This is a genomic window from Achromobacter sp. NFACC18-2, from assembly GCF_900108985.1.
In the GTDB taxonomy this organism is placed as follows: domain Bacteria; phylum Pseudomonadota; class Gammaproteobacteria; order Burkholderiales; family Burkholderiaceae_B; genus Achromobacter.
Window position 1 is genome coordinate 128831 of the sequence record NZ_FNYM01000011.1, and the last position, 18775, is coordinate 147605.

An 18775-nucleotide genomic window follows, 5' to 3' on the forward strand; every position below is an offset into this window, starting at 1 on the left:
GCAGCGCAGCGGTGTCACCCTGCGAATCCCCCTACTTGATCTCGATGCGCCGCGTTGCCGCGGCCTCCACGGCTGCTTTGGGCACCCGCACGGTGAGCATGCCGTTTTCGAAATTCGCCTCGGCGCGTTCAAGATCGACGCCTGAGGGAAGCGGAATCGCGCGCTGGAATTTTCCGAACGCCCGTTCCACCCGATAACACCCTTTCTCGTTGCTCTTCAATTCGATACGCTTCTCTCCGGTCAGCACCAACATGTCCTCAACGGCCTCGAGCACCACGTCCTCGCGTGACAGTCCTGGCAACTCGGCGACGATACGCAGCGCGTCGCCGTCGTCGATCACATCAAGGCGCGGCTGAAAGCGGCTGGGGCTGAAATCGCCGAACCAGTTTCCGAGCGGCCCCATTCCCCCGAACGGGTCGCGTATCAGGTCCGCGAAAAGATGCCGCGGATCAGGCAGTGGCCAACGCGCGGTATCGAATGATGCCGGCCATGCGGGCGCGGTCGCATCCGGGGTCGCCGGCGCGGGTGCCTGCTGTGAGGTCGCAGGCGCGGTATTTGCCTTCGTGCCTGCGCCTTTTTCCTCGGGACTCTTGCGCAGAAAACGGAAGGGGTTCCACCTATCGAGATCCAGTGTCATCGCCATGCTCCTTGTTCCAGCGAGCCGCCGGGGCGGCCCGGCTCGTCAGTACCTCGCGCCGCGGCCTCACTACCCGATGTCAGCCCTTGGCATACTCGAACTCCGGCAGATTTTTCAGCGCCTCCTTGCTTGCGCCCGGGAGAATTGGCTTTGGCGCTATCTGCTGGAAATTCTGAATGGGGATGGCGACACGATGTGTCGCCATCCCTAGAAAGCCACCCACATCGATAATTGCAGCCGAGAGCGTTCCATCGGGTGACACAATCAGGTCGTCCACCCGGCCGATCTTTTCGTCCTTTTCGTTGTACACATCGACGTGGATCATCTTCGATGCGCGCCACCCCGTCGCAACCAGTTCCGCTTCGGTGACGGATACGCCAAGTTTCGCCTTGCCCACGATGGGAGCATCCTGGGCGCTCGCGTGGCCGCCCATCAGGCCGCCAGCGATTAGCGCAAGCGCGAGCGTTGACTGCCTTGCGGCTGAGATGAGTTGAGTCTTCATGGTGTTCTCCGGGCTGCGCAGCACGATAGGCGGACGCCGGACGCGGGATGCGCGACGGCGATCAGGATCCCGGCGATGCAGCTTCAGGCCTTGGCATGCACCGCGAACATCGCGACAGGACGCGCCGCAATACCAAGCCGCAAACGCACGAGGAGGTCGTGAAGAATGCCTCGGGCGCCGCCACGCGCGTCCGAGCGGTTCTTCCCTTGTTGGGTACCTGGATCGAGGGGACAGTATCCGGCTGGCACAGCGCGCGCAATTGTCGTGCCGCGACTTTTCTCAAGCATACGTCCGAGAAGCGCACAGTTCTTTCGAGATCCTGCCCAGAGGTGTCGGAATCCTGCGTGCATCGGTCACCACGGACCGGGTCTCAAGCCTTCACCGGATCGTAGGACGGTTATGTGCAAGGCGGAAAGCCCGGGGCGTGCAGCCTGCATACTGATGAAACACCGCGGTGAAGTGCTGCTGCGTCTGGAAGCCTGCGCGTGCCGCCACATCGATCAGCGGGAGACTCCCTTCAAAAAGCATCAACTCCGCAAATCTCAATCTCTTGGTGATCAGATAAAAGTGTGGCGTAAGCCCCGTCGCGTTTTTGAAAGCATGCGCAAAATGCGACGCGCTCATGTTCACTAGCGCAGCAAGGCGCTCGATCGGGATATTCTCCGCGATGTGTTCATGTATGAAGTGTTCCACCGCGCTCAGCTTTAGCTGGGAGAGACTCGTACCTGCCTCGTTCGCATCGTTGTGGCGGCCATACCGGCGCGCGAGATGAAGTGAGATTACGTCGGCAAACGCGGCGAGGCACACGGGGTCCGGGCTGATGCCGGAATGCAACGCGGTAAGGATGTCGGCCGTTTCGCGCAGGAAAGGGTCCCACGCCGTGAACCAGCACGGGATCTCACAAGTCCCGAGACCGAGTCCCTTTTGAGCGGACTCCCTCACCCTGGTTGAATTGAGCGCGAGGACGAGGCCACGCGGATCGTCATCATTGTCCATTTCGATGCGAGCCCAGGCCGGCACGATACCGATGAACGGCGCCCTGACGCTAAGGTGGCGACAGGAGCGCGCGGTGCCTGCGCCGGCGCTCGCACGTGCGATAGTCCGGTCTGCCGGGATGATGCACAGGATCCATTGCTCCGATCCTCCGGAGCTGCTCGTGCTGGGCGTGCCGATCGAGTGGCAGTAAAGACAACTCAATTCTGAAGAACGAGACATTTTCTCCATGGCGCGTTCTCCAAGAGAGGTGTTCGATCAGGACGCATTGGAATCAAGCGTACCATGTTCGTCCATGCCAGATGCCTTTACATCCATAGGGACGCACCGCACTGACCTCTTGAAGCGAAACCTGAAGCCTGAACGCCTCCGCCTGCCTCTCAGGGACTTTCAACCTCTTCGGACTCTGTGGGCTCCGGCCAACCCGCCGGCTGCCATCCGCCCACTTCCTTGATCATTATCAGTTCTGGTATCAAGCATTCGAAGCTCCGCAGAGCTCGTTCCTTGATGAGTCTCCAAAACTCGGCTTTATAGATTGCAAGCCCCTCCTCAAAATTGATCAGTGCAACGGGCGCTGCCAGAATGGACGCTTCGTGGGCGCTCTCTGTAAAGATTTTCTTCATGGCATCATGCCGCTGCGACCACGACACAGTCGCATAGAGGACGCTATTTGCCGACCGAATATGTAGTGTCGGCATTACCATATGGAAGCCGCAGCTTTTATCCCTTAAGTACGCCAATTCAAGCACCCATTTTGTTTCGTCAATGAGCTTGATTGATGTGAGACGGATTCTGTGTGGTTCCAGGAATTGGCAATCGCTATGCTTAGCGCGCGCCAGCTCGCTCGCTCGCTCAGCGACGGCCCGATCCTCGGGCTCGCCGTGGTGAACAGTTACGACATTCTTCGACTCTCTTAACGGGGGAACCGCCTGCAGGTACTCCTCCCCGATATGAACGAGTCGATAGCCATCATGGCCAAGATTTCGTTCCCGTTCCGGACACAGCTCAGGGATCCTCGAATAGGCATTGCCTTCATAGACGGCATGAAGCCATTCAACCTCATCGAACTTTTTCTGCACTCCGCGCCACGTGAAAGTGGTATTCAGAAAGAGACCGAACTCCTCGCCGGTCAGTCCTGGCGGATGATTCTGGTTGAATTCGCCAAGCCGTGCGGCCACATAGGGAAGTACCGCGCCATGATGAGCAGGAGCGTAGGCTTGAAAGGCATCGACAAGCGCCTGGCGCACGCCGACTTCAAGCGAGCCCTGTAGTCCAAGGACCGCGTTTGCGTGGACAGCCAACGTGGTCCGCATTGGGATCAGGATGAAGCAATCAGCAAGAGGCTGCTTGAAGCGCTCAATACGGTAGTGCCGGCGAATCGCCGAGACAATCTGGACCTCGCCAAGCGATCCAGGCAGAGAATGCTGCGAGCCTGCAATAAATCCACGCGCGGTCAGCCGTGACGGGTCTGGCGCCAGGTTAAAAGTATCTCCGTCCCTGCGCGGTTGGCAGACCCAGTCAAGTAATTGGGGATTGCTTAGGTGCACAGGATCGGTGATTGCGTCCATGGTATGCCTCGCGCGGTGAGTCAGGGCATAGCGTCATCGCCAGCAGACGGGATCGACAACAGCGGTAGACCAACGGTAGAGGCATGGCAGAGGCGTGTCTTTCGCGATCCTGCCGGATTTTGTTGGCGTTCTGCCTCACTTACACAGCCCAGGTCATGGTAAGCAGTATCTTCGGCAGTTTTTTGGGGGGGGTTATTCAAGCTTGAATATCGGATACCAAAACCGTCAATCGATATTCTTACTGCCTATTTTCTACCCTGCCGCAGCGCATCTTGGATATTTGCGCGTCGTCGAGCCATACGCTTTATTGCGGCAAACCCGGGCCGGCTGGCCTGTGCAGGCTGGCACGCCTCTCGTGGTTCTCAAGGACTTGGGGCGCTTGGGAGACGCTGGACATGGTGCGGCGACACGGGCCCACCTTGCCCCGTCCCTCCTTGCGCATCATTCGGCGACGGTCGAATTTCGGTCAAAATCGGCACGCAAAGAAAAACGCCGCTCATGAGAGCGGCGTCAGTTCTGGGTACTACAAGAATTGGGGTGGTGGGTTGTGCGAGACTCGAACTCGCGACCAACGGATTAAAAGTCCTGCCAGTTTCTCCTAAGCTGTTGATATTAGGAGATAAAGTTGACTCACGCTACCGAGTTCCTGTCGGATCAATTAGATACGGAGGACGCAGTTTCGGACACACCCCTGTCCTTCCCCGAGCCGGTGGGCATCCACGATTACAAGGCCCAACGCGAATGGGAACGACACCAAGTCCAGCGCGGAATCGAACGCTACCGCTCGTCGCTCCAGAAGATCGGAGAGGACGGCAGCATCCGCGCCCGTGCCCTGGTCGACTTGGAGCCGGGCCAAGTCATTGCCCGGGACCTCATCGGTCCGGTTTTGGAGCGGGTCCAGGCGACCCAAACCGAATACCTTGCCGCGTTCCAAAACCCGGACCTCAAGAAGCTCCCCGAGGCGTCCTGGCCGATCACGGCCCTCCCCGCCGACCGGCTGGCGGCCTGCGCCGTCCTGACCGCCCTGGCCCGCCCGGACCCCGCCAGCTTCACCGTGGTCGCCCGCGACTGCGGGACCCGGGTGATGCACGAGATTGAATTCGAGACCTGGAAGGCCAACGAGGCCGCCGCCGCCAAGGAGCGGAAGGCAACCAACGCCCCCTTCGAGCCTGACCTGTTCAAGCTCATGCTCCACCGTAACACGGAGGTGGACATGCGCGTGTTCAAGAAGTGGTCCAACAAGGCCGCGCACTTTGTGAAGGGCGACTGGACCCCGGAGACCAAAATCCATGTGGGGTCCGTCCTGATGACCCTGCTGGTCGAAGCGTCCAATTGGTTCAACGTCGAGAACGAATGGGGCGAGGCCAAGAACCGCCGCCGCCTGACGTTCTCCATGTCGGACGAGGGCCGGGCCTTCGTGGCCTGCCGCCACAACCAGAACGAACTCATGCGTCCGTTCATGCTCCCGATGATCGCGGAGCCGAAGGACTATGAGTATCCCCCGGAGCCGGAGACGGCCCTGGAACCCGCGCTTTCTCTCGAAGACAACTAGCACGAGTCACCGTCGTTTTTATAAATGACCGGAGGGTGACGACCCAATCGGGCCGTTGCCCTTTTTTCATTCCCTCAACTAGCACAAGTTGCCTATGTGGACCTCCCCTGAACTCGAACGCGCCATGGCGCACCTGGAAGCAGGCAACCGCAAGTTGCCTCTCGAACTCGTCAAGGAACTGCAAGAGCAGGGCTTTGACCCCGAATCCCTCGTTGAACACTACTCCAAGGCCAAAGCATGAAGAAGCAAACCATCCTGACCTGGGCCGCCGCCCTCGCCCTCGGCATCGCCATCTCGGCGGTCCCGAATGACGCCGACGCTCGCGGCAGCTTCTCCGGTGGCCGGAGCTTCAGCGCACCCCGCAGCTACAGCGCCCCGCGCCCGGCCCCCAAGCCTGCCCCGCGTGTCGTGAACAAGACGACGAACAACACCACGGTCATCCAGCAGTCGGCTCCGGCCGCAGGCGGTGGCTTCTGGTCCACGTTCTTCGGCGCTGCCGCTGGCAGCACTGTCGGGTCGGTGATCGGCAACGAACTGACCAAGGACGACCCGCAACCCCAGGCCGCCCCCGCGCCTGCCGAGACCCCCAAGCAGTAAGCAGTACGGCTGACCCACGCACGGGTCCCTCTCAAGCTCTCCCTCATCGCTGACTACTCGCTGACTACCCGAAGGACTGAACCAATGACGCAACTGAAAGGCGGCTATCTCTCCCTGCGCACCCGTGCCGTGAAATCCATGGAACACGGCAACGCCCACACCGCAGCTATCGCCCGTCCCATGGACGGCGCGTCGCTCGAAGCTCTGAACTGGATTCAGAAGACGCGGTGGGCCATCAACACCCAGGTGTTGGACGTGGCGATGCAGGTTCGGAATCTGGGCCTAGACCTGGCTGGATTCCCCGCCGCCGAGAACGCACCGCTACCTGCGCCGATCCCCGACCATCAATGGGCACTCTTCACCGAAGAGGAACGCAAGGCCCACATGAAGGTCATCAGCACCGTGCGTGACAAGAACGCCGCGCTGGAAGGGATGCGTGCCCGCACGTACCGTATGCTCGATCTCGCCAAGGACTTGGCAAAGTTCCCGACCATTTGGTTCCCGCACTACGCGGACTTTCGTGGCCGCTTCTACCCGCGCCCCCAAGACCTCCACACGCAAGGCGACTCCCTCATCAAGGGACTGCTGACCTTCTCCGAGAAGGAGAAGATGGGCGTGAACGGACAGTTCTGGCTGCTGGTGGCCGCCGCGAACACCTTCGGAGAGGACAAGTTGCCCCTGGAGGCCCGCGCCGACTGGGCCGAGAACCACATGAAGTGGATTCTCCAGACGGCCAAGGATCCCTTGGACAACTTGGACTTCTGGGCAGACACCGACTCCCCCTGGGAGTTCCTGTCCATGTGCTTCGAGGTCGCCCGTATGGCCGACTTCGTTTCTAAGCACGGCGAAGCAGCGATGGGGGAGTTTGAATCCCACATTCCCATCCGCCTGGATGCAACTTGCTCCGGTATCCAACACCTGAGCGCGATGATGAAGGACCCGTTGTCCGCCGCCGCAGTCAACGTGCTGCCCACCGGCAAGCGCGAGGACATCTATGGCGAGGTGGCCCGCATCGTCCAGCAGCGCATTGCTCTGGACGCCGCCAACGGCAACCCCATCGCAGTGAAGTGGCTCGGTCACGTCGAGCGTAAGACCGTGAAACGTGCGGTCATGACGACTCCCTACGGCGTGACCGAGCCGGGCATCCTGGCCCAACTGGTGTCAGATGGATTCTGCAAGCACTTCGAGAACGGCAAGGAACGCTACGCCGCCGCTGGCTACCTCACGGAAGCCATCGTGTCCTCCCTGGACGCGAACATCGGCCAGCCCCGCGCCGCCATGAAGTTCTTCCAAGCCACTGCGCGTCACCTGGGCGAGCAGAACAAGCCGCTCGTCTGGACGACGCCCTCGGGGTTCACCGTGCGTCAAGCCTACTACCCGACCGATGAGAAGCGCGTGAAGACTCTCGGCGGGAAGGTCGTGGTCTACCGCGAGAACACTGAGGCCCCCATGAAGCTCGACAAGCAGGCCAACGCCGCCGCACCCAACGTGGTTCACAGCTACGACGCGGCGCACTTGGCACTTACGTGCGTCGAGATGAAGCGTGATGGCATCCGCGACCTCGCGTTTGTCCATGACTCCTTCGGTGCCCACGCGGGCAACGTGGACGTCCTGAACCTCCATATCCGCGAGCAGTTCGTTCGCATGTACGACGGTCCGGCGCTGGAACAGTGGCGCGACAACGTGGCCGAGCATACCGGCTGCACCGACCTGCCGCCCGTGCCCACGCTGGGCGACAGCGACGGCAAGCTCCTGGACGTCACCGCAGTCCTGAAATCCGAGTTCTTTTTCTCCTGAACTAGCACGAGTTACCCACGTATTTTTTAAATACCCGGAGGGTGACGACCCTATCGGCCGTCCCTCTCAAACCCAAACCTCTCAAGGAACACCATGAACACCTTCGCTGCCCTCGCCTTCACCAACATCCTGCAATTGATCGCCGCCTTCAAGAATGGTGCGGTGTTCGAGATCGCGTTCAAGGACGGCACGCCCAGCCTCGTCATCACGGACATCGCAGAAGAATCGGCCGGAAAGATGCGCGTTACCTACGTGAGCAGCTGGGGCTGCACATTCACGTCCACCGACTTCCGGGAGGACGGTCGCTACAACGGCTCCCCGAATTGCTGGCTGAAGATGGTCAAGGAAGCCGACCCGCAGCCGTTCCTGAAGCAGTTCGTCAACGGCACGCCTGCCTACAACCCGAAGACCCGCGAGACCGTGAAGTCCATCGACTTCGTGAGCGGCGCGATCAAGGTCACGTTGGTTAGCGAGGACGGCATCGAGCGCGTCTCGACCCGCTACGACCACGAAGGTCGTCACCGCTGGGTCGCGGAACGCTCGCTGGTCCTGGGCGACCTGCCGCCGAAGCCGGTGGTCCTGGAAGAAGTGACGATGGAGGTCTTCAAGAGCCTCAACTTCCAAGGCAAGTACGTTGCTTTTGTCGCGGGTACGCACAGCCGCAAGGAAGCGCCCATCGCCACCGTGGCCGTCAAGGTCCCCGCCTAACCCCTCTCCCCTCCCTGTGACCCCGGCTAACCCCGGGGTCTTTTCATTTCTATCCCCACATCTGCAAGGAAGCTCTCCTAATGGCTGACAAGAAGTCCCCCGTCAAAGTCGTATTCAAAGGCCGCACCCCGGCAGGCATCGCTGCCTGGGCCTGGGTCGATAAGCCCGACAACTCGGAATACGGCAAGGGCAAATACAAGTGCGCCCTGAAGCTGGAGAAGGGCGTCGAAGCCAACGACACCTTCGCCCGCAAGCTCATCGACCTGCACAAGGCCGCCAAGGGCAAGAAGGACACCTGCCCGGTCAAGGACGGCGACGCGCTGGCCGAGGACAACGAGAAGCGCGAGAACATGCGCGGCTTCTGGGTCCTGACCGCGAAGTCGAAGAACAAGCCGGACCAAGTGGACGCCAAGAAGCAGCCGCTGAAGGCCACGGCGAAGTCCGGCGACCTCGTGAAGCTGTCCATCGCCGCCGCCGAGTTCGACACCGGCGCGAACAAGGGCGTGACGCTGTACCTGAACGCGCTGCAACTGCTGGAACGTCGCGCCGCCTCGGCCACCGACGACTTCGAGGACGAGGACGAGTACGAAGGTGACTCGGCCCGCGCCGAGACGCCGGACAACCGCGACGACGACCAGGACGACTCGACGCCGGATGACGACGACGACTTCTAACCACACGCTGGTCGTGGTGCCCAAACCGGCACCGCGTCCTCGTGCGGCGACGATCCGGGGTCATGCAGTGATGTACGACCCCGCCGATTACAAGGCCCACAAGCTGGCGCTCAAGTCCCTCCTGCCCACGCTGGACGCCCCCGCTCTGACGGGAGAACTCCGCATGGACATCGAGTTCGTCTGCGAACCCATCAAGAAATCCAAGTTCACCACGCCCAAGGGCGACCTGGACAACCTTGCCAAGCCCCTCATGGACGTGCTGACGCAAGAAGGATGGTACGGCGACGACCGCCAGATCACCGCGCTTCACCTCACCAAGCGCTTCCCGGCTCCCGGCGAAGACCCCCACATCAACTTCAAGCTCACCGAACTCACATGATCCTGATCCTCATCAAGCTGACCACGAAGATCGCCACCGTCCTGGACACCCTGGCGAACCGCGAGACCCAGAAGACGCAGAAGGCGCTGACGGAAGCCAGCGAATTGGTCGCCAAGGCCAACAAGCACCGCGCCTCGGCGGCCACGGGTCGCAAGGTCGCCTCGGCCCTGCGCGATCTCGTCAACACCGACGAGGCCAAGCGCGTCGGCGATGACTTCCTGAAAGCCAAGGAATGACCGGGCATCTCGTCTTCGCCTGGATGGTCCTCGACCTCACGAAGCCGGGCCTGATTGCCCGCCTGGGCCGCGCCCTTCGCAAAGGCACGCTGACTCTCCGCTGAGTCACCTCGGGGCTTCGGCCCCGCCTCTCACACAAGACACACGCCATGCACGTTGCCATCAAGCAGACTGTCCTCGACAAAATCCTGAAGCGCATCCACGAAATCAAGCGCGACAACCGCGAACCCGAATACATCGTGGTGAGCCACGAAGAGTATGCCGAGCTTCGCGCTGATCGTCGCTGGCACGCCTACGTCGATTACCCGACCTTCGGCTTCGTCTCCACGTCCCCCGCCGACGTGCAGCTTACGTGCGAAACCCGCACGTTCGAGCGCCAGCGCGGCCCCCGCACGGGGCACCCGTTCATCAAAGCCCTCACCAACGCGAAGCTTATGGGCTACCCGCTGTACGCGGTGCCCGCTGAATTCGTACCCGCCTAACCTGGAACCAACATGACCGACCGCCAAACCATCCGCACCACCCCGCAACTCCGCACCATCGCCAAGCACCTGAAGAACCACGGCACGATCACGAACGTCGAAGCCCACGCTGTCTACGGCATCCGCTCGGTCTCCAGCCGCATCGCTGAACTGCGCAAGCTGGGCCTGAACATCGCCAAGGACCAGCGCAAGGACGCCACCGGCCAGCGCTACACGCGCTATCGCCTGCAAGCGAGCGTCATCAAGACCGAGGTGAACCAAGCCCTGTACGGGAGCGCCAACTGATGCGCCGCGCCACGAAAGCCGCCCTCGCGGCCCTCGTCGCCGCATGGCGTCTCGCCATGGTCCCGCCGTTCTTCGTCGGCGTCCTGGTGATGTGGCTGGCGATGTTCCTGGCGCGGGGTCCCCGCGAAGCCGGGATTCTGTTCGACCGCCTGACCTACTAAGCCCCACCTTCCAACACCCCAGCCCGCCCTAACACGGCGGGCATTTTTTTGGACCTCTCAAATGAACAAGCCCTCCCCCGCCACCTTCACCATCAAGGCCCGTGGTTACTTCGCGCAGTCCCGCCCGGACGGCAAGGTCGTCGTCAAGGGCCGTGGTCCCCGCCGCGTCATGACGCTCGAAGAGTTCGCGGCGCTGCTGCAACCGAAGCCGAAGACGGCATGAGTGGCGTAGTCCTCTTCGACAAAGGCCGCGCCTGCCTCTACCTGCGGGACGTCAAGCGTCACGAAGACGGCTCCATCAAACAGGCTTGGGTAGTGAACGGGCTTTGGACTTTCAAGCGCCGCGACGGCGTTTGCGAGGCCTACGACTACTGGCATCCCAACACCCCCGTGAACTCCTGGCCCGACCCGGGCTTCGAGGAACGTCCCGCGCCTAGCGGGAATGACTACCAGGACGTCATGAACAAGGCGCAGGAGGACTATGACCGAACACGATAGCGACTCGGCCCTGGTATCCAAGGGTCCTTGCGACGATTGTGGGAGCAGTGACGCATGTGCAACCTACGACGACGGCCACTCCTTCTGCTTCGCGTGTCCCCCGGAGACTGCCTACAAGCGCGGCGACGGCGAGACACACACTCCCTCCGCACCGAAAGGCCCCTCGGACCTGATCCGAAACGGCAAGTACCAGGAACTCAAGAAGCGCGGCATCTTTGAAGAGACCTGCCGTCGCTACGGCTACACCGTGGCAGAGCGGGACGGACGCAAAGTTCAGGTCGCAACCTACGGCGACCCCGTGACCGGCGAACCGCTGGCGCAGAAGGTCCGCACCCCGGACAAAGACTTCTACGCCCTGGGCAGCATGAAGAAGGCGGGCCTCTACGGGCAACACCTCTGGCGCACGGGCGGCAACAAGCTGGTCATCACCGAAGGTGAGATCGACTGCCTCTCCGTGGCACAGGCGCTAGCCCTGAAGTGGCCCGTGGTCTCCCTGCCCACCGGGGCAGCCGGGGCCGCCCGCGCCATCGCCGCCCAACTCGAATGGGTCAGCAGCTACAAGGAAGTGGTCCTCTGGTTCGACAACGACGAGCCGGGACGCGCCGCCGTCGAAGAGGTCGCCAAAATCCTCCCCGCAGGCAAGGTCAAGGTTCTCTTCTGCCAGGACGGTATGAAGGATGCCAACGACATGCTCCGCGAGAAGGGTGCGCAGGCGGTCGCCCAGGCCATCTGGGACGCCAAGACCTATCGACCTGACGGCGTGATCGCTGGTGAGGACCTGACCGTCGAACGGCTCAAGGCCAAGACCGCGCCGGGCTGGCAGACCCCGTATCCATTACTGAACGCCAAGACCCGAGGCATCCGCCCCCGGCAACTCTGGCTGTTCACGGCGGGAACGGGGGTCGGCAAATCCACGGATGCGCGAGAGTTCATGTACGCCGCGCTGTGCGAAGGAATCAAGGTCGGTGCTGTGTATCTGGAAGAGTCCGTAGAGGACACGGCCAAGTACCTCGTCGCCTTGGACAACAACGTGCTTGCCGAGGACCTGGAAGACAACCCGGAACTCTTGACCGACGCTCAGTGGGCCGCCAGCACCGCGAAGCTTCTGTACTCCGGCAACTATCAAGCCTACGACCACTTCGGCTCCACCGACCCCGATGGTCTCCTGGCGAAGATGGAGTTCATGGCGGCCAATGGGGCGGTCCTGCTTTTCCTGGATCACTTGACCATCGCTGCTACCGGCCTGGAGAACGAAGACCAGGACAAGCTGCTGGTGAAGCTGCGCTCCCTGATCGAACGGACCGGGTGCAGTGTCGTCGCCATCGCGCATCTCCGCAAGGAGAGCAGTGGTAAGCGAACGGCCGAGGAAGGTGCAGCGATCACATTGTCCGACATCAAAGGCACCGCTGCGTTCAAGCAAATCCCTGACGTCATCGTGGCGAAAGAGCGCAACCAGCAGGCCGATGACCCAGACGAACGTGACGTAGCAATGCTGCGCGTCCTGAAGGTCCGGCGCGGTGGCAAGACCGGCCCTGCCGACTACCTCCGCTACGACCCCAAGACGGGCCGCGTGAAGCCATGCGAAGCCCCGCCGAAGCGCGGCAAGAGCGACGACTTTGAAGACGAAAGCAACAACGACTTCTAAGTCCGTTGCCCGTTCGCTACTCAAGTCCAGCCGTTACCGCGCCAAGCAAGCCGCCATCCCCCACACCCTGAAGCTCGAAGACATCCGAGTACCGGAGCGGTGCCCTGTCCTGGGCATTCGCCTACGGCCAACAGCGGGCCGCCAAGGCCCCAACTCACCCTCCCTCGACCGCATCAACCCGCGCAAAGGCTACGTGCCAAGCAACGTGGTTGTCGTGTCCTGGCGGGCCAACTCAATCAAGAAGGACGCGACCCCGACCGAACTGGAACGGGTCGCCTGCTTCTATCGCCAAATCTCACACGAATGTCCGGAACCCAGCATCCCGCTACGACGCCCGAAGTCGTAGACCCCCGCGCCACGATCACCGGCTTCGCCATGGTCGCAGCCCACGACGGCAACCCGTTGAAGGCTGTCCAGGCGGCGTACAACAGCGCGGCGGCCCGTGCCGCTGGCGCGAACCGCAAGCCCGTGATGATCTCCGTGATCGTTCACGTCGCGCCGGAGGGCCAGCAATGAGCCTCGCCACGCTGTCCCTGGAACAACACGTCGCCATCATCACTCAAGCGATTGAACAGCAGTACCGCGAAGCTCTGTACGCTCGCCTCAGCGAGATCGCAAAAGAGGTGGCCGAGCAGGCCGCCCGCGATACCGTCAAGCGCGTAGAAAGCTACCGGAACGTAGCGTGGGACAGGACTGAAGTGCAGGTCCTGTTCAACTTGCCGCCCGCGAAATGACCCAGGACCTCACCGACGACCTGTTGGTGTGGGACCTGGAGACGGACGGGCTGCTGAAGGAACTGACTCGCATCTGGGTCATGTCCATCGGCAACGTCCGCACGGGCGAGGTCATCACCTACACCGATCACGACCCGCTCTACCCCTCCTTGATGGAGGGCGTGAAGCGCCTCTCAACCCACGTATTCAACAACCCCGGACGTCGCTGCACCGTTGCCCACAACGGTATCGGCTTCGACCGCAAGGCGCTCAAGAAGGTCACGGGCGTCAACATCCCCGCCGAGGCCATCTACGACACCATGATTATGGGTCGTCTCCGCGATCCCGAACGACTCGGCGGCCACAAGCTGGAGTCCTACGGCATCGAGATGGGCGTTCTCAAAGGCTCCTACGACGGCGGCTGGGATCACTACAACGAGCCGATGCGCGACTACTGCGGCCAGGACTCGGTGGTCACTATCGCCCTGTTCAAGAAGCTGCAACACGTCACGACCTGGGGTGAGTCCTGCGAACTGGAACACAAGGTCTCGTACCTCGTTGACCTCCAGATGGAGAACGGCTTCAAGCTGGACGTGAAGGCAGGCATCCTACTGGCCGCCCAGCTGAACGACTCCCGGCAGGCGCTGGTGGCCGAGCTTCAGCGCACGTTCCCTCCGCGCTTCCTGCCGACCGAGACCAAGAACCCCAAGCGCACCATGACCCGCCAGGGCGTCGGATACACCCAGGGCGCACAGTACACCGCGATCAAGCTGGTGGACTTCAACCCCGGCAGCGAGTTCCACGTCGCCCGGGAACTCAAGGCCCGCCACGATTGGACTGCCCCGCTCACCGAGAAGGGCAACCCGAACATCACCGAGGCGGTCCTGAAGAAGCTGGACTTCCCCGAGGCCCAGCTGCTGATCCGCTTCGCCCGTGAAGAGAAGCGGTGGACCCAGCTGGCAGGTCCCCCGAAGATCGCCAAGAAGACCGGCAAGCAGACGGGCGGCGGCTGGCTGCATCACGCCGACGACGAGGACCGCGTGCATGGCTACGTGAACTCGAACGGCGCGGTGACGGGCCGCATGACTCACCGGATGCCCAACTCCGCGAACATCGACAAGGACCCGCTGATGCGGGCGCTGTGGATTCCGCGAGACGGCTGGAAGCTGGTGGGCTGCGATGCCGAGGGTCTAGAGCTTCGCGTCCTGGCGCACTACCTGTCGCGCTACGACGACGGCATCCTGACCCGCGCTCTCCTGGAAGGCGACAAGTCCAACGGGACCGACGCGCATTCCATGAACCGGAAGAACACCGACCTGTTCTCCCGGGACGGCGCGAAGACCCTGCTGTATGGCGCTCTGTACGGCGCTGGCGACGAGAAGGCCGGGTCCATCTGGATCGCGGACTGGCGCACCAGCGGCAAGCCTCTGGAAGAGTGGCCGAAGTGGGCCATCGAGTGGAACAAGGCACGCACCCGCTGCCGCCTGCGCTCCACCATCGCCATCGGACGCATCGTCAAGTCGCGTCTGATCGACGGTATCAAGGGCTTCAAGGAACTCAAGAACGCCATCGCCGCCAAGGCCAAGGCCCAGGGCTGGATCAAGGGTATCGACGGTCGCCGCATTCGCATCCGCCATGCCCACGCCGCGCTCAACACCCTGCTGCAAGGCACGGGCGCAATCATCATGAAGCAAGCCCTGGTCATGTACCACGAAGAGATCACGACCAAACACGGTCTGGTCCACGGCGAGGACTTCGGATACTGCGCCAACGTCCACGACGAAGTTCAGCAGGAAACCCTCCCCCAACACGCCGACCTCTGCGGCTCCACGTTCAAGCAGGCCATCACGGATGCTGGGACGCACTTCAATTTCAGGTGCCGCCTCGACGGTGCCTACGACATCGGAAACAACTGGCATGAAACACACTGATTTCCTCGGCAACCCCGTTGCCGTGGGTGACATGGTGGCTTACGTCGAGCCGAACTACCGCAGCATGGCGCTGGGCAAAGTCCTGGCGCTGACGCCGCAGGGCTTCTGGGTGAGCCGCCGCGACTACCGTGGCGAAGAGGGGAAGACCCTACGCACCCGGGAGTACATCTCCAAGGTGACTGGATGAAGCTGTCACTCCTGCAACTCCAGGCCCTCGCCAAGATCGCGGTCAAGTATTTCCCGACCTGCGTGATCGGCGGCGGTGCCCCGCGCGACGCGGCGGCGGACGTGGATATCAAGGACATCGACCTGTTCATCGACATCCGCCTGATGGACCACCCCGAGTACGAGAAGGCGGTGGAGGGCTTCCGCGCTGCCCTAGGCGGCACTGTGCGTCCGACGTCCACGCCGAGCGTCGAGGCGGAACGCAGCTACGACCTGGACGCGCCGGGCTTCCCGGTGATCCAGTTGCTCCCGGTCTTTCGCTGTGTCTACCGCGACATCTTCGACTACGACTTCGGCTTCTCGCAGATCGCTGTGACCGAACATGGGCCGCTGACGTCGAGCGCTTGGCTCAAGGACGTCTGGAACGACACCATCACCTACATGAAGAAATCGCCGGACCCCAAGTCCGCCGCCCGCCTTCAACGTCTGAAGGCCAAGTACCCGAAGCGGACCTTCGTGAACTGCGAGGAACTGGAAGGGTGAGGGGTCTGATCGACGGCGACGAGGCCATCTACAAGGCCTGCGTCATCAAGGTCGATGAGATCGACTGGGACAGCGACGACGGCGAGAACACATCGCGCCTCCCGACCCTCCGAGAAGCCAAGCGAAAGCTGGTCGAACTCGTGGACTCCTGGTTAACCGCGGCTGGCTGCGACGAGTCCACCTTCGTCATCTCCCCTCCCACCCGTGGCCTCTTCCGGCGCGGCCTGTTCCCGACGTACAAGTCGGGCCGCAGCGACAAGCCGGAAATCTATGCGGAACTCGAAGCCTGGGCCATCAAGCGCTGGGATGCCGTCTGGTATCCCGGCCTGGAGGCCGACGACACCCTGGGCTTTCTCTCCGGCAAGGGCACGACCATCCTGTCCACCGACAAGGACATGAAGACCGTGCCGGGCCGCCTGTACATCCCCAAGGCCGACAAGATCATGACCATCAGTCAGGATCGCGCGGATCACTGGTGGATGATGCAGACCCTCATGGGTGACAGCACTGACGGCTTCGCTGGCTGCATCGGTTGCGGCCCCACGGGTGCCGAGGAAGTCTTGCTGGGCGGCTCCACCATGAAGCATTGGTGGCCTGCCGTCGAGCGGCGCTTCGAGGAACCCAAAAAGGGCAAGTTCAAGGCGGTCTCCCAGACCCGCCAGGACGCCCTGGTCCAAGCACAACTCTCCCGCATCCTCCGACCCGGCGAATACGACCCCCAAGGTGGCGGCGTGTTCTACCGGATCGGCAACCACGACATCTCTTTCAATGCCCATGACATCGCAAGGTAAACAACTGAACCTTATCGGCATCGCCGCGAAGGCGCAGTCCGGGAAAAGCACGGTCGCCGGAATGCTCCAGCAGATTTGCGCGTACACCGAACTGTCCTTCGCCTCCCCGATCCGTGAGTTCGTCGCGGGCCTCCTGGGCTGCACGGTGCCGGAACTCGAACCCATCAAGGAAGACGTGATCCCCTGGTGCGGCAAGAGTCCCCGGCAACTCATGCAGACCCTCGGGACCGAGTGGGGACGCAACATGGTCTCCGAGACTTTCTGGATCGACCAAGCCATGCAGCGCATCCAGCGCGAATGGGCACGGGGCCGGATGGTCCTCATCAGCGACGTTCGTTTCGACAACGAGGCCGAGGCCATCCGCAATGCTGGTGGCTGCATTCTGCATCTGAGTCGCCCCGACGGTGCCCGCACCGTGGCCCAGCATCTCAGCGAAGCAGGCGTCGAGCGCAAGCCCGGTGATTTCTGCATCGTCAACGACGGCTCCCTGCGGGCGCTGCGCCACTCGGTCGGTGTATGGCACTACGGGGTGTGGGACGGCAACGTGGACCCGGAGTTCGTGGTTTGAACTTGGCCGCTCTCAAGGCTCTCTGGTCGAACAAGCCCCTCCGGTATGTCCTGGCCACCGCCGCGATTCTCGTGGCTGGCCTGATGTACCGGGGGCACCTGATCGACTATGGGGCCGACCAAGAGCGGGCCGCCGCCCAGGTCCGCCAGGACCAGGCCGTGTCCGCCGCCCGGGACGCCGACGCCAAGGCGACCGCCCGCGTCACCTCCGACCTTAACCAGCGCCTCCGCGCTCAACAGGAATCCCATGATCGCGTTACCTCTGAACTCCAAGCTGCACTCGCTGATTCTGATCTCCGTCGCCGCCGCGCTGATGATCGGGTTGTCGGGTTGCTCAACGAAGCAGCCGGGCTACGTTCGCAGCTTGCCACCCTTGCCGGCCGAACTGGCAGCGCCGCCCGAACCCCTGCGAGCCATCCGACCGACCCTGTATCCATCCCCGTCGTCTCCGACGCCGACATCCTCGTTTCCGTGACGGAGAACTATGCGATTTGTAACCGCAATGCTGAACGCCTTTCGGCGCTTCAAAAGTGGTACGAAGAAGTCCGCTCCGGGCGGGCAGAGCCATCGGATTAAATGCCCGGATGGTAGTAGCCAGCCTATCTCTTTAATCCTAGGAGAAGGCGAGCTACCGCCGAACCTCCCCGGTTCCCAAGAAATCCGCACCCTCGCGGCCTACCTTGCCTCCCTGGTCCCCGCCGACTCAGCCCTCGCGCTTGTCCAGGCCAAGGACTACACGGGTGCCCACGAACTCTCCGGCTACCATGAAGCGATCCAAGCCCTCCGCGACATCGCGGACAACGTGGATGCGGCTAACGAGGAAGCCCAAGCGCAAGCAACGCAAGGAACAAGCCTGTGACCTCTCACGCTTCCTCCGGCGCACCGGCTACCCCTTCGCTACCGAATGGTCGCCATCTGCCCTGGCGTCGTGCCAAACGCACGTACTCCCTGGTCCTGACGGCTATCTCGGCGCGGTATGGTTCCAGCCAATATCGCCCTCTCGAACCAACTTCCACATCCACATCTCGCCCGCCCTTCGTGGCCGGTGGCTCACACCCCGAGTCTTCCGGTATCTGATCGAAGCGGCGCGGTCCACGGGGTTCCCAGAAGTCCTGGCATACCCCCTTCCCCAACACATCCAGTTCGTCCTCCGCATCGGCTTTGTGCCCATCGGGAACGGCTGGTATTCCCTGGACCTCCGCAACCAATGAGTTCCTCGAAAGCCCCCTCTCCACCGCCGCCGCCGCAGCCTGATCCCCCGGCCGCCAAGGCGGTCTTCGGTTCCGAGGATTCGCCCCTGACGGCCACTAAGAAGCGGACGGCCCAGCGCCAGTCCCTGGCCGCCTCGTAC

26 protein-coding genes are annotated in these 18775 nt (G+C 62.3%); 22 read left to right on the forward strand and 4 right to left on the reverse strand.

The genetic code is table 11. The annotated features are described in order from the left end of the window. Nucleotides 1-31 precede the first annotated feature (31 nt). The 4 genes from BMW75_RS17745 to BMW75_RS17760 form a co-directional block, all read right to left on the reverse strand. Nucleotides 32-637 (reverse strand): Hsp20/alpha crystallin family protein, encoded by a 606-nt coding sequence (locus BMW75_RS17745; protein WP_254792054.1) that lies wholly within the window; start codon nt 635-637, stop codon nt 32-34. A gap of 79 nt (nt 638-716) precedes the next feature. After that, entirely contained in the window at nt 717-1139 is a 423-nt protein-coding gene (locus BMW75_RS17750; RefSeq protein ID WP_092581220.1) for a PRC-barrel domain-containing protein, read from the reverse strand. Nucleotides 1140-1517: 378 nt separating this feature from the next. Further along, nucleotides 1518-2363 carry a helix-turn-helix transcriptional regulator gene (locus BMW75_RS17755; protein ID WP_092581221.1) on the reverse strand — a complete coding sequence of 282 codons (846 nt, stop codon included), beginning with the start codon at nt 2361-2363 and terminating at the stop codon, nt 1518-1520. Between the two features lie 149 nt (nt 2364-2512). Further along, a complete protein-coding gene (locus tag BMW75_RS17760; RefSeq protein WP_254792055.1) occupies nt 2513-3700 on the reverse strand; it encodes a hypothetical protein in 1188 nt (395 codons plus the stop codon). A 625-nt stretch (nt 3701-4325) separates the two neighbouring features. Between BMW75_RS17760 and BMW75_RS17770 the strand changes: the two genes are divergently transcribed. From BMW75_RS17770 to BMW75_RS17860, 22 genes are all read left to right on the forward strand, one after another. Beyond that, nucleotides 4326-5252: a hypothetical protein gene (locus BMW75_RS17770; protein ID WP_175493212.1), complete on the forward strand. Its 927-nt coding sequence runs from the start codon at nt 4326-4328 to the stop codon at nt 5250-5252. 94 nt (nt 5253-5346) lie between these two features. Continuing rightward, on the forward strand, nt 5347-5493 hold the full coding sequence (locus tag BMW75_RS29490; protein WP_175493213.1) for a hypothetical protein: 147 nt from the start codon (nt 5347-5349) through the stop codon (nt 5491-5493). Beyond that, nucleotides 5490-5849, forward strand: coding sequence for a hypothetical protein (locus BMW75_RS17775; protein WP_092581223.1), 360 nt, complete (start codon nt 5490-5492; stop codon nt 5847-5849). Before BMW75_RS29490 ends, BMW75_RS17775 begins: the two co-directional genes overlap by 4 nt. Nucleotides 5850-5933: 84 nt before the next feature. After that, entirely contained in the window at nt 5934-7646 is a 1713-nt protein-coding gene (locus BMW75_RS17780) for a DNA-directed RNA polymerase (protein WP_092581224.1), read from the forward strand. A 93-nt stretch (nt 7647-7739) separates the two neighbouring features. Next, entirely contained in the window at nt 7740-8354 is a 615-nt protein-coding gene (locus tag BMW75_RS17785) for a hypothetical protein (protein ID WP_092581225.1), read from the forward strand. An 80-nt stretch (nt 8355-8434) separates the two neighbouring features. Then, nucleotides 8435-9028, forward strand: coding sequence for an ssDNA-binding protein (locus tag BMW75_RS17790; protein ID WP_092581226.1), 594 nt, complete (start codon nt 8435-8437; stop codon nt 9026-9028). Next, nucleotides 9009-9407 (forward strand): RusA family crossover junction endodeoxyribonuclease, encoded by a 399-nt coding sequence (locus BMW75_RS17795; protein ID WP_092581227.1) that lies wholly within the window; start codon nt 9009-9011, stop codon nt 9405-9407. The genes BMW75_RS17790 and BMW75_RS17795 overlap by 20 nt, the downstream gene beginning before the upstream one ends. After that, complete coding sequence (locus BMW75_RS17800) at nt 9404-9643, forward strand: hypothetical protein (RefSeq protein ID WP_092581228.1); 240 nt, start codon at nt 9404-9406, stop codon at nt 9641-9643. Before BMW75_RS17795 ends, BMW75_RS17800 begins: the two co-directional genes overlap by 4 nt. A 149-nt stretch (nt 9644-9792) precedes the next feature. Beyond that, the gene (locus tag BMW75_RS17805; RefSeq protein WP_092581229.1) at nt 9793-10125 is read left to right on the forward strand and encodes a hypothetical protein; all 333 of its coding nucleotides are present in this window, start codon (nt 9793-9795) and stop codon (nt 10123-10125) included. Nucleotides 10126-10137: 12 nt separating this feature from the next. Continuing rightward, nucleotides 10138-10410, forward strand: coding sequence for a helix-turn-helix domain-containing protein (locus BMW75_RS17810; RefSeq protein WP_092581230.1), 273 nt, complete (start codon nt 10138-10140; stop codon nt 10408-10410). Then, nucleotides 10410-10571, forward strand: coding sequence for a hypothetical protein (locus BMW75_RS29495; protein ID WP_175493215.1), 162 nt, complete (start codon nt 10410-10412; stop codon nt 10569-10571). Before BMW75_RS17810 ends, BMW75_RS29495 begins: the two co-directional genes overlap by 1 nt. Nucleotides 10572-10632: 61 nt before the next feature. Continuing rightward, entirely contained in the window at nt 10633-10794 is a 162-nt protein-coding gene (locus BMW75_RS29500; RefSeq protein WP_175493216.1) for a hypothetical protein, read from the forward strand. Further along, on the forward strand, nt 10791-11069 hold the full coding sequence (locus tag BMW75_RS17815; protein WP_092581231.1) for a hypothetical protein: 279 nt from the start codon (nt 10791-10793) through the stop codon (nt 11067-11069). The genes BMW75_RS29500 and BMW75_RS17815 overlap by 4 nt, the downstream gene beginning before the upstream one ends. Continuing rightward, nucleotides 11053-12714 (forward strand): toprim domain-containing protein, encoded by a 1662-nt coding sequence (locus BMW75_RS17820; protein WP_092581232.1) that lies wholly within the window; start codon nt 11053-11055, stop codon nt 12712-12714. Before BMW75_RS17815 ends, BMW75_RS17820 begins: the two co-directional genes overlap by 17 nt. 303 nt (nt 12715-13017) lie before the next feature. Further along, nucleotides 13018-13230, forward strand: a complete 213-nt coding sequence (locus BMW75_RS17825; protein WP_092581233.1) for a hypothetical protein — start codon at nt 13018-13020, stop codon at nt 13228-13230. Then, entirely contained in the window at nt 13227-13448 is a 222-nt protein-coding gene (locus BMW75_RS17830; protein ID WP_092581234.1) for a hypothetical protein, read from the forward strand. The genes BMW75_RS17825 and BMW75_RS17830 overlap by 4 nt, the downstream gene beginning before the upstream one ends. Continuing rightward, nucleotides 13445-15358 (forward strand): DNA polymerase, encoded by a 1914-nt coding sequence (locus BMW75_RS17835; RefSeq protein ID WP_092581235.1) that lies wholly within the window; start codon nt 13445-13447, stop codon nt 15356-15358. Before BMW75_RS17830 ends, BMW75_RS17835 begins: the two co-directional genes overlap by 4 nt. After that, the gene (locus BMW75_RS17840) at nt 15345-15545 is read left to right on the forward strand and encodes a hypothetical protein (protein ID WP_092581236.1); all 201 of its coding nucleotides are present in this window, start codon (nt 15345-15347) and stop codon (nt 15543-15545) included. The genes BMW75_RS17835 and BMW75_RS17840 overlap by 14 nt, the downstream gene beginning before the upstream one ends. Further along, entirely contained in the window at nt 15542-16066 is a 525-nt protein-coding gene (locus BMW75_RS29505) for a hypothetical protein (protein WP_092581237.1), read from the forward strand. Before BMW75_RS17840 ends, BMW75_RS29505 begins: the two co-directional genes overlap by 4 nt. Next, nucleotides 16063-16857, forward strand: coding sequence for a hypothetical protein (locus BMW75_RS29510; protein ID WP_092581238.1), 795 nt, complete (start codon nt 16063-16065; stop codon nt 16855-16857). The genes BMW75_RS29505 and BMW75_RS29510 overlap by 4 nt, the downstream gene beginning before the upstream one ends. Further along, nucleotides 16841-17425 carry a deoxynucleotide monophosphate kinase family protein gene (locus BMW75_RS17855; protein WP_092581239.1) on the forward strand — a complete coding sequence of 195 codons (585 nt, stop codon included), beginning with the start codon at nt 16841-16843 and terminating at the stop codon, nt 17423-17425. The genes BMW75_RS29510 and BMW75_RS17855 overlap by 17 nt, the downstream gene beginning before the upstream one ends. Next, nucleotides 17422-18000 carry a hypothetical protein gene (locus BMW75_RS17860; protein WP_092581240.1) on the forward strand — a complete coding sequence of 193 codons (579 nt, stop codon included), beginning with the start codon at nt 17422-17424 and terminating at the stop codon, nt 17998-18000. The genes BMW75_RS17855 and BMW75_RS17860 overlap by 4 nt, the downstream gene beginning before the upstream one ends. Nucleotides 18001-18775 lie beyond the last annotated feature (775 nt).

What these genes read in the sequence shown, in the direction of transcription:
- BMW75_RS17820 (WP_092581232.1), top strand. Translation starts at nt 11,053, where the DNA reads ATGACCGAACACGATAGCGACTCGGCCCTGGTATCCAAGGGTCCTTGC.
- BMW75_RS17800 (WP_092581228.1), top strand. Translation starts at nt 9,404, where the DNA reads ATGATCCTGATCCTCATCAAGCTGACCACGAAGATCGCCACCGTCCTG.
- BMW75_RS17835 (WP_092581235.1), top strand. Translation starts at nt 13,445, where the DNA reads ATGACCCAGGACCTCACCGACGACCTGTTGGTGTGGGACCTGGAGACG.
- BMW75_RS17855 (WP_092581239.1), top strand. Translation starts at nt 16,841, where the DNA reads ATGACATCGCAAGGTAAACAACTGAACCTTATCGGCATCGCCGCGAAG.
- BMW75_RS17805 (WP_092581229.1), top strand. Translation starts at nt 9,793, where the DNA reads ATGCACGTTGCCATCAAGCAGACTGTCCTCGACAAAATCCTGAAGCGC.
- BMW75_RS29500 (WP_175493216.1), top strand. Translation starts at nt 10,633, where the DNA reads ATGAACAAGCCCTCCCCCGCCACCTTCACCATCAAGGCCCGTGGTTAC.
- BMW75_RS17815 (WP_092581231.1), top strand. Translation starts at nt 10,791, where the DNA reads ATGAGTGGCGTAGTCCTCTTCGACAAAGGCCGCGCCTGCCTCTACCTG.
- BMW75_RS17760 (WP_254792055.1), bottom strand. Translation starts at nt 3,700, where the DNA reads ATGGACGCAATCACCGATCCTGTGCACCTAAGCAATCCCCAATTACTT.
- BMW75_RS17795 (WP_092581227.1), top strand. Translation starts at nt 9,009, where the DNA reads ATGACGACGACGACTTCTAACCACACGCTGGTCGTGGTGCCCAAACCG.
- BMW75_RS17810 (WP_092581230.1), top strand. Translation starts at nt 10,138, where the DNA reads ATGACCGACCGCCAAACCATCCGCACCACCCCGCAACTCCGCACCATC.
- BMW75_RS17755 (WP_092581221.1), bottom strand. Translation starts at nt 2,363, where the DNA reads ATGGAGAAAATGTCTCGTTCTTCAGAATTGAGTTGTCTTTACTGCCAC.
- BMW75_RS17830 (WP_092581234.1), top strand. Translation starts at nt 13,227, where the DNA reads ATGAGCCTCGCCACGCTGTCCCTGGAACAACACGTCGCCATCATCACT.
- BMW75_RS17790 (WP_092581226.1), top strand. Translation starts at nt 8,435, where the DNA reads ATGGCTGACAAGAAGTCCCCCGTCAAAGTCGTATTCAAAGGCCGCACC.
- BMW75_RS29495 (WP_175493215.1), top strand. Translation starts at nt 10,410, where the DNA reads ATGCGCCGCGCCACGAAAGCCGCCCTCGCGGCCCTCGTCGCCGCATGG.
- BMW75_RS17745 (WP_254792054.1), bottom strand. Translation starts at nt 637, where the DNA reads ATGACACTGGATCTCGATAGGTGGAACCCCTTCCGTTTTCTGCGCAAG.
- BMW75_RS17780 (WP_092581224.1), top strand. Translation starts at nt 5,934, where the DNA reads ATGACGCAACTGAAAGGCGGCTATCTCTCCCTGCGCACCCGTGCCGTG.
- BMW75_RS17840 (WP_092581236.1), top strand. Translation starts at nt 15,345, where the DNA reads ATGAAACACACTGATTTCCTCGGCAACCCCGTTGCCGTGGGTGACATG.
- BMW75_RS17750 (WP_092581220.1), bottom strand. Translation starts at nt 1,139, where the DNA reads ATGAAGACTCAACTCATCTCAGCCGCAAGGCAGTCAACGCTCGCGCTT.
- BMW75_RS17775 (WP_092581223.1), top strand. Translation starts at nt 5,490, where the DNA reads ATGAAGAAGCAAACCATCCTGACCTGGGCCGCCGCCCTCGCCCTCGGC.
- BMW75_RS17785 (WP_092581225.1), top strand. Translation starts at nt 7,740, where the DNA reads ATGAACACCTTCGCTGCCCTCGCCTTCACCAACATCCTGCAATTGATC.
- BMW75_RS29505 (WP_092581237.1), top strand. Translation starts at nt 15,542, where the DNA reads ATGAAGCTGTCACTCCTGCAACTCCAGGCCCTCGCCAAGATCGCGGTC.
- BMW75_RS17825 (WP_092581233.1), top strand. Translation starts at nt 13,018, where the DNA reads ATGTCCGGAACCCAGCATCCCGCTACGACGCCCGAAGTCGTAGACCCC.
- BMW75_RS29490 (WP_175493213.1), top strand. Translation starts at nt 5,347, where the DNA reads ATGTGGACCTCCCCTGAACTCGAACGCGCCATGGCGCACCTGGAAGCA.